Raw genomic sequence first — 12,933 nt, 5'->3', positions numbered from 1 at the left:
TACGTGCTACTGAACCTTACAGCACGCGATAGGCGAGTGCTTACTTTGTATGTGGATTCTCCAGCAATGCTGAAAGAGATGTGCCTTCAGTGGTTAACGCATCAAAGCTGCCCGCTGCTGCGATTCGACCGTTAGCGAGCAGCAAAATGCGTTCGGCGGATTTCAGCATCGGGATACGATGCGCGATCATAATAAGGGTGCAGGTTTTGGGAAGAGACTCAAGGGCGGCAAGGATAAGGCGCTCATTTTCGCCATCTAAACCGGCAGAAACTTCATCCAGTATTATCACCGGTGCGTCACTGACTAAAGCTCGTGCCAAAGCGATACGCTGACGCTGGCCTCCCGACAAGTTTTCGCCTCCTCTAGTGCAGATGGTTTGATAGCCCTGTGGCAATGTGCAGATGAATTCATTCGCACAGGCGGATTTCACCGCCTGTTCAATCTGGCTAAAGGTGGCATCGGGGCGGCCCAGGCGAATGTTGTTCTCAATGGTATCGTTAAACAGCCAACTCTCCTGCGATACCCAGGCAATCTGCTGTCGCAACGTTTTCAGGCTAAATGCCGACAGGTCTGTGCCATCGAGTGAAAGCGTACCTGATGTTGGATCGTAGAAGCGCAGCAATAAATAGGCGAGGGTGGTCTTACCGCTGCCTGACATGCCCGTGAGGGCGACTCTTTCTCCCGGTTCAATGGTGAAGCTCAGGTTGTTCAACACCGGGGTATCGCTTTGCGGGTAACAAAAACTGACGTTGTTAAATTGCAGTCGATGCCCTTGGGGGGTTATTAACGCCTGGCCGTCATGAACCTGTTCAGGTAACTGCTGAAGTAAAAAGATGCGCTCGGCACTGGCTCTCAATGCGCCCCATTGCCCGCCGACCTGCAAAACTTCCAGCAGAGGAACGATTGCCGCGGCGCCGATACTGAGGATAAACGGCAGCCAGGTGAGCGGCAGGCCCGCGTGATGAGAAGTGAAAAGACAGGCCACAAGTAATGCAATCAGTGAAAGCGCCATCAGGCCATCCCGCAATCCCTGCTCCAGTCCGTTACGCGCCCCGTATTTGCGTTGTGCGTTGTTTAATCTGGCGTTGGCCTGCTGCAACGTCATGCTGTAGCGACCTTCAGCACCAAACATCTGAATATCTCTCCAGCCCTGTGCGAGTTCGGCAATATGGCTGTTTAACACGCTTTTGCTTTCTGCGACGGCTTTTCCCTGTTTTTTCGCCCATCGCGCAGAGAACAACGACGCCACGACAATCATCAACACACAAGGCAAAAAAATCGCGCACAGCCAGGGGCTCACGAACAGCAATATCACGAGGGCAATCCCAGGCATCAGAAACGCGGTGAGATAGTCCACCAGCATGTGCGCATAAAAACGCTCCATCAGCTCGGCATCGCTGGTGGCTGTCGCCGCGACATCCCCCATACGATGTTGATGTGAACGTCCGGGTGTGGCGCGTGCGATGCCATCAAAAATGCCCATTTGCAGCGTTTCAATCAGTGCGAAAGCCAGATCATGTGATAACCACGCCAGTGCCCAGCGGGCCAGGGCGGTCAGCACCACACAGAAGGCCAGAATAGCGGTGAAGAACCACAGTGTATCGGGCGATGAACCGCTGAGCACCAGGGTGCAGATCCAGCCCGCGATAATCATGCAGGTGAAGGTTGTGCATTGCGCCACGATCCCTGCTGCCAGTGTGGAGAAGAGCCGAGACTGATGTGCTCTGAGTGGGGAAAGCAGCGCTCGCCAAAGTGATGGGGCAACGGGAGGCGTGTTGGTGTTCAATGGATTGTCTCCTGCGATTGAAGCAGCGAAGCGTAATAGCCTTTTTCAAACCTCAGACGGGCGGGTGAACCCTGTTCGATGATGTCACCGTCTTTTAGCACCACGATGTGATCGGCTTGCGTAATGGTGTTCAGCCGATGTGCAATGCTAATGAGTGTGCAATGACCGCTGAGTGATGAGATGACCCGTTGGATGGCTGCCTCGTTGACCACATCAAGATTCGAGGTGATTTCATCCAGAATGAGAATGGGGGACTGTTTGAGTAACGCGCGTGCAATAGCGAGTCGTTGCCGCTGCCCGCCCGACAACAGCCCGCCATTTTCACCCACCAGTGTATTAAGGCGCTGAGGCAGTGATTGAACCCACTCTGCCAGTTGCGCATGTTGCAATGCCTGCCAGATGGCCGCTTCAGTGACGTCAGGGCGGCCCAGTCGTAAATTTTCAGCCAGGGTGCCGTCGATTAAGAAAACCTGCTGCGATACCCAGCTGATACGACGGCGAAATGCGGCAATCGAAAGCTCACTGATCGGCTCATCCCCAAAATAAATTGCGCCTGATTGCGGTGCGATAAACCGGGTGATCAGCTGGAACAGAGTGCTCTTGCCCGAGCCTGAAGGTCCAATGAAGGCGGTGTGGCGATTCTCTGCAATGGTCAGCGTCAGGTTGTTGAAAAGCGGCTGATGCTGACCTGGCCAGCGATAAGTGATCGCCTCTAAATGCAGTGTGTTGCCAGCCGGCATCGGGTGGGGAAAGTCAGGGTCGTGGAAGGTGGCAGTGGAGGCGGCCAATTCCTGCATTGCCGGGCGCATCTCCTGCGCGGCCCACAAGGTATGGAATACCGTTTCCAGTTGAAGGATAGGGCGAAACGCCTCCCAGGTGATAAACAGCGTCATTAGCAACAGGGCGGGATCCACAGTACCCTGCATGGTGCGCCAGGCGTTGATGATAAGAAGCCCGGAAGTACCGAGTAGCGATACGAAGCGAGTGATACCGCCACGCATCATCGTCACTCGCAGGGTTGTCATGGATTCGCGGCGGAGTGATGCCGCGTGGTCTGCTATTTTGGCGCGAAAGCGTGGCACAGCATTACAGGCTTTCAGTGTCAGCATGCCGCGTAGCGCATCCATCAAATCCTCTGCAAACTGCTGCATGGCGGCAAACACACCCACAATATGCCGACGTTGCTGACGCATAAACAGATGATCCATCACCGGGCAGGTCACCAAAAAGAGCAGCAATATGGCCCCTGAGAGCAGGTCGAAACTGGCCAGGGTGATCACCGTGACGGCACCGCTGAGTAAAGCCAGTAGCAGTGCGGGCAGATAGCGGCTGTAAAATCCTTCCATCACTTCCACGCCCTCAACCAGCGTGGCCTGTAATTTTGCCGCTGAATGGTGTTGCATGATATCAAAGCCAGGTGTCAGCAGAGGGCGAAACAGCTGCAGACGCAAACGGGTGCGCACATTTGCAGCTAACTGCTCGGTTTGCATGGCCCTGAAACCCATCAACACGGCCCTGAGCAGTGCATTTCCCGCCAGCATCACAAGCAGCATCATGATCGTAGTCGATGTAGATGCATTCAGCGCCATGATCGATTGCGTAAACAGCAGTGCCTGTAGCAGGTAGCTTAAGGTAATCAAGACGCCTGACAGCAGGTTGAGTGTTAGCGCAGGAAGGATCTGCGCCGTCAGAAGCTTCGAGGGTGATTTCATCGTGGTTTCCCCGAGGGCAGCGCCAAACAGCGCTGCCCTGCAGTGCTTATTGCGCAGGCAGTGCCGTCCAGAATGTGCCCTTTAGCGGCACCGACAACCACTGGCTGGTTACGGTGTTTAGCGTCGCCTCAGGGTGCACATCAGCAAACAGCGCGGGATGAAACATTTTCGCCATGGCCTCGATCCCGACGAAATAGAGCGGGCTGTCGAAGAAGAATAACCAGACGCCACCCGTATGCCCGGCTTTCACCGCCGGTAAATGGGCGATTTCTGGCGCGGTCAGGAGGTGCTGACTGCTCTGGGCGACCTGCTTTGCATCGGCTCCGGTGCCGATTTGTAATCCGTCGCGGCTCACGGCGGAGCCACCGCCCATCAGATAAAAATCAGGGTTACGTGACAGGATGTATTCCGGGTTCAGTTTGCCGATCGGCGCGCTCAGCATGTCGGCGCCAATGTTATGTCCACCTGCCGCAGCAATGAAATCGCTCATATTGCTGGGGCCCGAGGTAAAGCAGCAATCGCCCTTACCCGGATTGAGATGGAAAAATACCGAGGGACGATCGCTGACATTTGCCAGGCGCTTTGCAACCTCATCCATATGCTGTTGCCAGAACGCGATCACCTGATCGGCCTGCGCCTCCTGACCGAGTAACTGACCGAGCATCTTCAGGCTTGGCACGGTGTTCACCAGCGGTTTGCGGAAGAAATCAACAAACACATAGGGGATGTGGGCCGCATCCAGAGCATTGAGTCCCGGTGGAATCGGTCCATACAGGGTGAAGATCACCAGATCGGGTTTAGCCGCGATCGTCGCTTCCATTGAAAAGGTGCCGCTGTTCATGGTGCCCAGCACCGGTAAGTGGCTGGCCGCGGGATACTGTTTTTTTATCGCCTCCCAGGTGGCCGGTGAGTAGCGCTGGAGATCGTCTCCCCAGCCCACCAGATTATGGAAAGGATCTTTCTCCAGCAGCGCCAGCGTAATGATGTGGCGACTCTCTCCCAACACCACGCGTTTTGCTGGTTCAGGCAGAGTCACTTGACGCTGCAGCCTATCGGTGACCGTAATCGCTGCCCACGCTGAAGAAACACTGCACATCAGGCAGAGTGCGCACAGCCACATTATCAGGTTGGATTTTCTCATCATGATGTTTTCCTTAACTTACCAGCGATAGGACAGGGTGGCGCTTAACGAGCGGTCATAACCCGTGGTGCAGGTGGTGGTTGAGCAACTGACCCAATAATGTTTGTTAAGCAGGTTATTGGCGTTGAGCGCCACATTCAGTCCATGGAGATGGGCATTGATCTGTCCCAAATCGTAGTGAATGGCGGCATCAACCAGGGTGTAGTCCGGTACTTTGATGGTGTTGTTGGTGTCAGCCCAGGTCGAGCCGACATAGCGAACACCTGCGCCTAAGCCCAGTGAAGCCAGCGGGCCACTCGCAACGGTGTAATTGCTCCACAGAGAGGCCATGTGTTCAGGCATGGCGGTGGGCGTTTTGCCCTGTGCACCGGCCACCGTGGTCTTGCTGGTCTCAAGATTGTTCCAGCTGTAACTGGCAATCAGTTTCCAGTCATCGGTGAGGTTGGCGGTGGCTGAGGCTTCGATCCCTTTCGAGGTGACCTGTCCGGTCTGAATTTTGTTCAACGAATTGTCGGGATCGGTGGTCTGCACGTTGTCCTGCGTCAGGTCGAACCATGCCAGCGTGAACAGTGCATCAAACTGTTCTGGCTGATACTTCACACCGACTTCCCACTGTTTGCCTGTGGTGGGTTTGTAGGCGTCACCATAGAAATTGGTGCCCAGCACTGGCGCAAATGAGGTGGCATAACTGACATAAGGTGCCACCCCGATATCCGTTATCCAGCTTAAGCCTGCCCGCCACGTAAAGCGCTGATCGTCCTGCGAAGTGTAAGTGTCGTTGAGACGGTTTTTGGTGTTCACCGAAGCCCAGTCCTGACGCGCAGAGAGGTCGAGGTTCAGATGCTGGAACAACGCGAGGCTGTTAGAGAGGTAAACGCCGGTTTCGTTAGCATTCTGCTGCGTGCTGGTATACGGCGAGGTTGTCGGGAAGCGACCATTACCCGTCGGCTGGTAAATATCAATGCTGCTGGCCCGGCCATAGTTCAGATAGTAATCCTCCCCGGTGTGGCGGAACGACACGCCCGCAACACTGGAACCGTGCACGGGCCCTGCATCCCACTCGGTCTTGAGGTTGTTATCAGTGGCGAAGACTTTCCCTTTAATACCGAACTCATAGGCCACGCGATTCAGCGTGCGCATGTCCGCCGCCAGCGATGCGCCTGAAAGCGTTTGCGTCATCAGGTCGGTTTCGGTGTAGCGGCTGGCAGAATGGAAGGTCCAGCGATCGCCAAAATGGTGGTCCAGTTCGTAACCCAGATTGCTCTGGGTCATATGGTTATCGAGATTGGTCCCATCAAGATAACTGTTGCGGTTGACCTGCCCGTTAGGGTTTCTGAGTAAGGTGCCATACAGCGGCAGGTAAGGGCGTGGTGGGCCAAATTTATTGCGGCTAACCGAGGCCAATACGGTCAATGAGGTGTCTGCATCGGGGCGCCAGGTCAAGGAAGGCGCCAGGTACAGGGTGTCATCCGGGACGTTGTTGAACTGGGTATTGCTGTCACGCCCCACACCCACCACGCGATAGAGCAGTGTTTTATCATCGTTAAGCGGCCCGGAGGTGTCAAACTGGCCCTGCATGCGGCCATGACTGCCGGTCTGAATGGCCACTTCATGTTGTGCATTTAACGTGGGACGCTTGCTGATGGCGTTGATGATACCGCCTGGCGATCCCGCGCCGTAGAGGAAACCATTGGGGCCACGCAGCACGTCCAGTTGTTCCAATCCATAAGGTTCGTAGCGTACGTAGGACTGCTGAGTGGTGGATCGCAATCCATCCAGCAAGGTCCCGTTCAGTGTTGAATCAAAACCACGGATGTTGAAGTAGTCAAAGCGGGACGAGATCGCAGAGGTTGAGGCATACACTCCCGGAGTGTATTGCAGGGCCTGGGTGGTGCTCTGCACGTTACGATCGTCCATTTCGCTGCGGGTGATCACCGATACTGACTGGGGCGTGGCGAGAATGGATTCATTGGTGCGGCTCCCCGTTGTGCTGGTCTGTGCAACGTAGCCTTTTTCTGGTGCCGTTTTGCTGTCTGCCGTGACTTGCAAGGTATCTTCTGCCAGCGCGCAATGAACATGGATTAACAACGCCAGACAGGTAAGGGGCGTGGTCAAGCGCGCCCAATTTTTATTATTGTTTTCCAAGGTATTCTCCACAATAGAAGTGACTTTTTTGTCGGCTAAAAGTGTGTCAGTGAGAATGTGGACAGACAATCAGCAACACTTTCGCTTGCCGAACTCTTTCTTTAGAAAAACATGCAAAATGAAACTTCCCGGTGCGACCGGGAAGTCAATTTAGGGTCGGTGCTGATTCTGCTGCCAGTAGACGGTTTGCGTTTCGATATACCCATGGACAGGCATTTACAAAACGCTTACATTGAGAATGATAATCAATATCACTCATATCACGGTAGGGTTAACGATGGATTCTCAGAAGCTTTCCGCCAGAAAGAGCAAACTTAGCCAGGGAGGTGATGGCGGAGTACAGATGTTGTTGCGAGGTGATATTTCACTCACCAGCGGCAGCGTTAACCCGCAGCGGGCGATCTGGCAGGATGAGCAGCTGTTTGTGGGGCTGAAAATCATCATCATTGAAAGTGGTGAATTGCTGTGCCGTTTCCCTCAGCAGGCTGAGCGGCATATCAAAGGCCCGGCACTTTGTGCTGTCTGGAATCAGGACTTAGCGCACGCAAGTCAGTGCTTACTGCCTGGTGCTGATTTGAATTACACCGCCGTGAATATCTCTACGCACTCGTTGAGCCAGCATCTTTGCGCCGACTCCATCAACACACTGACTGCAGGCATGCAGCTCGATTTATCCGCAAATCCTGGCATGCGTATTCAGGCAACGCCAAAATGCCTGAACGGTCTGAAAGCCCAACTGTTTACCAACCCGCTGCAAGGTGTTGCACGACAGTTGTATATGACGGGCAAAGCGCTGGAGATCGTCGCTCACACGCTGGATAGTCTGGTCAGTGAAGACAAAACGTTGCAGCAATCAACGTTACGCCTGAGCTCCTGCGATATTGCCCGGCTGCATGATGTGAAAAACTTGCTCGCTGAGCACATCGACTCACCTCCCTCCATTCGTGATCTTAGCGCTAAAGTTGGCCTGAACACGCGTAAACTCACCACCGGGTTCCGATGCCTGTTTAATCAGAGCATCTACGGCTATTTGCAAACGCTGCGACTTGAAACCGCCTGGCGTATGTTGTCGACAGGGGAAGCCAGTGTCTCTTCAGTGGCCTATCAGGTCGGCTATTCGCCCGCCCATTTCTCCGTCGCTTTCCGCAAAAAATATGGCTTTGCACCTAAGGATATGCGGGGTTAAATCGCGTGCAAGCGGCCTGTTTGGTTAGTTTCAGCCCGCTTGTGGACTGAGGAACAGCGTGTCAAATCAAACCAATGAAATGGGGTAAAAACTTACGCCAGCCCATCCACAATGGTAATCATGGCTGTTGCCACGTTCTCACGCTGCTTTTTGGCTAACTGATACTCGTCAGAATGATAGCAGTCCAGTGCCGTTTGATAATCGGGGAATTCAATGATGACATGCTTCTTAAATGCTTCGCCCTCAAGTGAGGTGGCATTTTCCCCGCGGGCAATAAACTTCGCCTGATATTTTTTAAACGCAAGCGGTGCCAGCTCAATATAATTCTGGTACTGCTGTGCATCCTCAATATTGACGTGGGCGATCCAATAAGCAGACATTATTTTTCCTCGGCAGTCAGAATAGATTTAGCCAGCGTGGCCGCTTCTGAAAGATGCTGTTTGACGGCCTCTTTCGCTTGTTCGGCATTATTTTCTTCAATCGCTTCATAAATTCGCGACATACGTTCAAAACCCGCCACCTGACGCTCCGGACTGCGCAGGGTCAGTGCGCGCAGTCGACTTATACGACTGTTCAGACGCTGGACGATTTCCCACGCAATATGATGTTTTGCAATGGAAAAGAGTGCTTCATAAAAGGCCTGAGACGCTTCAACGCGTTCAATATCATCATGATCATGCGAAGCTTTAGCGATGCGCAGGAGTTTCTTGTGCAGATTCTTTTTATCACTGCTGGTGGCTAATTTTGCGCAGTCCTTCGCCGCTTCGGATTCCAGCAGGATACGAATATCGTAAATCTGCTCGGCCACTTCCCAGGTTAATATCGCCACAATCGGGCCTTTTTTCGGCAGGTTTTCAATTAAACCCTCCGCTTCCAGATAGCGAATCACTTCGCGCACCACGGTACGGCTTACACCTAATTCATCACACAGTGAGCGTTCAACCAAACGGTCGCCGGCTTTAAAGTATCCCGAGATAATGGCCTGACGAACTTTGGCCAGTGCCAGTTCACGTAACGTCACCGGCGTATTTTCAATTTTTAGGGAATGACTCGCATCCATAATCGTCTCTTCGTTGAAATTTAAAAATTCAGCCTGAAGTCAATGTCATGTCCTGCAAGCGTTTTAACTATTAGCACTGTTTCCGTTCTGAAAGCAACGCCGCCTTTACTCTCGTTGCTACCACCGCCTATCGACTTCTCACCGACCCGCCCGTTGAAATCAGCGTTAGCTCACAGTTTCATCATGCGGTCTGAGCACGAAATAAAAATATCCTTGAGGAATAATCAAAATCTCGTGAATTCATGCCGTTATGAAACGACTGCCCTGATAATTCGTGTGATTTTTATGACCTCAATCACACTCATCTCGCTTCTCAAACCGCCGGTGACACATTGCCTTTTTGATCCCCATCCCCCCAGTCATGGCGGGGTTTTGCGTCGCTTAAGCATAGCAAAAACGCCGGGAAAATTTAATATCGTATGATGGTATACCAACTTTTGACATGCCAGAAATCTCAGTGTTATATCACTTCCCGACACACCAGATTAACAAACCGTTAACTTGAATGAGGTTCTGACCATGCATCCAGATATACGCAAGACGTTCGTTACCACCGAGACCATTTACTCCGACGGCGGCAAAGCGGCGACGACACCGCTGGTGATGATTGCGGCGGCTGCCGTGGTGAAAAATCCGTGGGCAGGCGAGGGTTTCGTGGAAGATCTCGCCCCTAAGATTCGAGAAATGGCACCCGTTTTGGGCGAGTTACTGACCGGGTTAATCGTGAAAGAAGCGGGCGGCGGCGACAAGGTTGTGGCTTATGGCAAAAGCGCCGTCGTCGGTCTCAATGGCGAACTGGAACACGCGTCAGCGCTGATTCATACCCTGCATTTCGGCAACCATTATCGCTCAGCGGTGAAGGGTAAAACCTATCTGGCCTTTAACAACACCCGCGGTCCAGCCAATACGCCCATTCTGGTGCCGATGATGGGCACCGATGATGAAGGCACGCGCGAGCACTACCTCACCATGCAGTTCAACATCAATGATGCGCCATTCAGCGATGAGATTGTTATCGCGTTGGGCGCGGCACTGGGCGGCCGTCCGCATCATCGTATCGGCAACCGTTATCTTGACCTGAAAGAGTTAGGCCATGACCAGAAAAACCCAGCAGCTAACTGAGTTAGGTCTCCAGGTGAGTTACCTGGAGGCTGGACAAGGCACGCCGCTGGTGTTGATCCACGGCGTCGGCATGAACGCTGACGCCTGGTTCCCGCAAATGGACGTGCTGAGTCGCTATTTCCGCGTGATCGCGGTGGATATGCCGGGACATGGCGAAAGCAGCGGTTTTCGCCATCCCGCCACCCTGAAAGATTACGTGCAGTGGCTGGCCCTGTTCCTGAAGACACAATCGGAATCCAGTTTTGCCGTGGCCGGACACTCAATGGGGGCGCTGATTACTGCCGGGATTGCCATCGATTATCCCCAGTTGGTGAATCACGCGATTGTGATGAGCGGCGTGTTTAAACGTAACGACACGGCACGCAACGCCGTGTTGCAGCGGGCACAAGAGCTGGCCAGCGGTAATGTGCGGCTCGATGCCCCGCTGGATCGCTGGTTCAGTGATGATCACCACGAACAGCCCCTGCGTAAAAAAGTGGGCGCGTGGTTGCAGCAGGTGAATCTCGACGGCTATGCCCGCGCCTATCAGGCGTTTGCGGCCGGAGATCGCTTTTATTCAGAACGCTGGAACGAAATGCAATGTCCGGTGTTGGTGATGACCGGTGAACTGGATGCCAATTCCAATCCAGACATGACGCGCCAGATGGCCCAGGCCGCGCGCCAGGGGCAGGCGGTGGTGGTCGCTAACGCTAAACACATGTTGAACCTGACGGATGCCGACCGCGTGAACGAAGAGATTTTATCGTTCCTCAATCCGGTTGCTGCCGCCGTCACGCAAAAAGAGCCTGTAAAGGAGTAACTTATGGACGCAGATAAACGCAGACAGTTACGCGACGCCTTTGGCGCCTTCATGACCGGCGTCACCGTGGTCACCACCAACGATGCACAGGGACAGCCGATTGGTTTTACCGCCAATTCGTTTTCTTCGGTATCGCTCGATCCCGCGCTGCTGCTGGTGAGCATCGATAAGCGCTCCGCCAATTTCGACAACTTCACTCAGTGCCCGCACTTCGCTATTAACATCCTGGCGGAGCAGCAGAAAGAGACGTCGAACATCTTCGCGCAGAAGATTGCCGATCGCTTCTCATTGGTGAAGTGGCGTAAAGGAGAGTTCAACACACCGCTGCTGGATGACAGCTCCGCCTGGTTTGAATGCGCGATGCATCAGGTGGTGGATGCCGGTGACCACGCGATCCTGATCGGCAAAGTTGAGCAGTTCGATTCCTGTGGCACGCCGGGGCTGGGCTACTATCGCGGCGCCTACTTCACCCCTTATCAGAATGCCGAGTCTCTGATTGCCGGTCCTAACGTGGTGGTCAGTGCGTTGATTGAATCGGCGGGCCAGGCGCTGGTGGTGAAAAAAGAGAATGGTTACGGCCTGCCGTCGCAAACGGTGAATAACCGCAGCGTCAGTGAAACCCTGAAACTGGTGTTCGATGGACTCAACATCGAAGCCAGCCCGGGTTTTGTCTACTCCATCTGGGAAGACCGCCAGAAGAAACAGCAGCATATCGTGTTCCTCTGCGCGCAACCGACCGGCAGCACCTTGCCAGCGGTACAGCAGGGCGAATGGGTGGATGTCCACGCGCTGGCGCAACTGCCGGTACCGGACAGCGCGTTGAAATCGCTGGTCGATCGGTTTATCCGCGAAAATGCCGTCGGTAATTACGGCCTTTATTACGGCGATGAAGTTGAAGGCTCAGTGCGCCACTTCTTTACTCCGTCTCATCAGGAGGTGGTATGAAACTTTCCCTGTTCCTGCACATGGAACGCGTGTCAGCGGATGACGCACAGGACCAGCTGTACGATGAAATGATGGAACTGTGTGAAATCGCGGATAAAGGCGGTTTGCACGCTATCTGGACCGGCGAGCACCACGGCATGAATTTCACCATCGCGCCGAATCCGTTTATCAACCTGGTGGATATCGCCAGCCGCACGCAAAACGTGCGACTCGGCACCGGCACCATTATTGCGCCGTTTACCCATCCGATCCGCCTGGCGGGCGAAGCGGCAATGACGGACTTGATCACCAAAGGGCGTCTGGATCTCGGGATTGCACGCGGTGCGTACTCCTATGAATACGAGCGTCTGATGCCGGGAATGGATGCCTGGGAAGCGGGCCAGCGTATGCGAGAGCTGGTTCCGGCGGTAAAAGCGTTGTGGAAAGGCGATTACGAACACAAGGGTGAGTTCTGGAATTTCCCGTCTACGACTTCATCGCCACAGCCCAAGCAGCAGCCGCATCCGCCAATCTGGGTCGCCGCCCGCGATCCGAACAGTCATGAGTTTGCGGTGAAGAACGGTTGCAACGTGCAGTGTACGCCGTTGCATCAGGGGGAAGAGGAGATCACGCGTCTGATCACCACGTTTAAAGAGGCGTGCCGTGAATACGCACCCGATCAGCCGCTGAAGATCATGCTACTGCAGCATGGATTCGTTGCCGAGGATGAGGCAGATGCGCAGCAAGCCGCTGTTGAACTCAATCGTTTTTATAACTACTTCGGCGCATGGTTCAAGAACGAGCGTCCGGTTGAACAAGGCTTGATTAAGCCGCTGACAGAAGAAGAGATCGCGGCGAACACCTATTACAGCGTGGAAGGCATGCGCAAAAATCTCGCCATCGGTAATCCTGATCAGGTGATCGCGCGCCTGAAAAACTATGAGGCGATGGGCTACGATGAGTACGCCTTGTGGCTGGACAGCGGTATGACCTTCGAGCGCAAAAAAGCCTCGCTGGAACGCTTTATTCAACACGTTGCACCTGCATTTCACTAAGCG

At 54.0% G+C, this 12,933-nt stretch carries 11 protein-coding genes; 5 read left to right on the top strand and 6 right to left on the bottom strand.

The annotated features are described in order from the left end of the window. Nucleotides 1-40: 40 nt before the first annotated feature. The 4 genes from QMZ30_RS10825 to QMZ30_RS10810 all read right to left on the bottom strand — a co-directional run bounded on the left by QMZ30_RS10825 (nt 41) and on the right by QMZ30_RS10810 (nt 6,784). Nucleotides 41-1,681, bottom strand: a complete 1,641-nt coding sequence (locus tag QMZ30_RS10825) for an ABC transporter ATP-binding protein (protein ID WP_283227362.1) — start codon at nt 1,679-1,681, stop codon at nt 41-43. Nucleotides 1,682-1,782: 101 nt separating this feature from the next. Further along, nucleotides 1,783-3,498, bottom strand: coding sequence for an ABC transporter ATP-binding protein/permease (locus QMZ30_RS10820; RefSeq protein WP_283227361.1), 1,716 nt, complete (start codon nt 3,496-3,498; stop codon nt 1,783-1,785). A 46-nt stretch (nt 3,499-3,544) separates the two neighbouring features. Next, nucleotides 3,545-4,642, bottom strand: coding sequence for an ABC transporter substrate-binding protein (locus QMZ30_RS10815; protein ID WP_283227360.1), 1,098 nt, complete (start codon nt 4,640-4,642; stop codon nt 3,545-3,547). Between the two features lie 15 nt (nt 4,643-4,657). Further along, nucleotides 4,658-6,784 carry a TonB-dependent siderophore receptor gene (locus tag QMZ30_RS10810; RefSeq protein ID WP_283227359.1) on the bottom strand — a complete coding sequence of 709 codons (2,127 nt, stop codon included), beginning with the start codon at nt 6,782-6,784 and terminating at the stop codon, nt 4,658-4,660. 343 nt (nt 6,785-7,127) lie between these two features. On the opposite strand from QMZ30_RS10810, the gene QMZ30_RS10805 reads away from it, so the two are divergent. Next, nucleotides 7,128-7,970 carry a helix-turn-helix domain-containing protein gene (locus tag QMZ30_RS10805; protein WP_283227358.1) on the top strand — a complete coding sequence of 281 codons (843 nt, stop codon included), beginning with the start codon at nt 7,128-7,130 and terminating at the stop codon, nt 7,968-7,970. 92 nt (nt 7,971-8,062) lie between these two features. On the opposite strand, the gene QMZ30_RS10800 is transcribed toward QMZ30_RS10805, so the two are convergent. Together QMZ30_RS10800 and QMZ30_RS10795 are read right to left on the bottom strand one after the other, a co-directional pair. Next, complete coding sequence (locus tag QMZ30_RS10800; protein ID WP_283227357.1) at nt 8,063-8,350, bottom strand: DUF1330 domain-containing protein; 288 nt, start codon at nt 8,348-8,350, stop codon at nt 8,063-8,065. Next, a complete protein-coding gene (locus tag QMZ30_RS10795) occupies nt 8,350-9,030 on the bottom strand; it encodes a GntR family transcriptional regulator (protein ID WP_283227356.1) in 681 nt (226 codons plus the stop codon). Before QMZ30_RS10795 ends, QMZ30_RS10800 begins: the two co-directional genes overlap by 1 nt. Before the next feature lie 519 nt (nt 9,031-9,549). Between QMZ30_RS10795 and QMZ30_RS10790 the strand changes: the two genes are divergently transcribed. The 4 genes from QMZ30_RS10790 to QMZ30_RS10775 are packed head-to-tail and all read left to right on the top strand — an operon-like array spanning nt 9,550 to nt 12,930. After that, nucleotides 9,550-10,152: an amino acid synthesis family protein gene (locus QMZ30_RS10790; RefSeq protein ID WP_283227355.1), complete on the top strand. Its 603-nt coding sequence runs from the start codon at nt 9,550-9,552 to the stop codon at nt 10,150-10,152. After that, nucleotides 10,124-10,951, top strand: coding sequence for an alpha/beta fold hydrolase (locus QMZ30_RS10785; RefSeq protein ID WP_283227354.1), 828 nt, complete (start codon nt 10,124-10,126; stop codon nt 10,949-10,951). Before QMZ30_RS10790 ends, QMZ30_RS10785 begins: the two co-directional genes overlap by 29 nt. Nucleotides 10,952-10,954: 3 nt before the next feature. Further along, nucleotides 10,955-11,896 (top strand): flavin reductase family protein, encoded by a 942-nt coding sequence (locus QMZ30_RS10780; protein WP_283227353.1) that lies wholly within the window; start codon nt 10,955-10,957, stop codon nt 11,894-11,896. Then, nucleotides 11,893-12,930: an LLM class flavin-dependent oxidoreductase gene (locus tag QMZ30_RS10775; RefSeq protein ID WP_283227352.1), complete on the top strand. Its 1,038-nt coding sequence runs from the start codon at nt 11,893-11,895 to the stop codon at nt 12,928-12,930. Before QMZ30_RS10780 ends, QMZ30_RS10775 begins: the two co-directional genes overlap by 4 nt. The last annotated feature ends 3 nt before the right edge of the window (nt 12,931-12,933 follow it).

This window comes from Pantoea sp. EA-12 (assembly GCF_030053355.1).
GTDB lineage: Bacteria > Pseudomonadota > Gammaproteobacteria > Enterobacterales > Enterobacteriaceae > Pantoea > Pantoea vagans_C.
The sequence above is the reverse complement of the archived record's forward strand: the minus strand, read 5'-3'. Positions and strand labels throughout refer to the sequence as shown.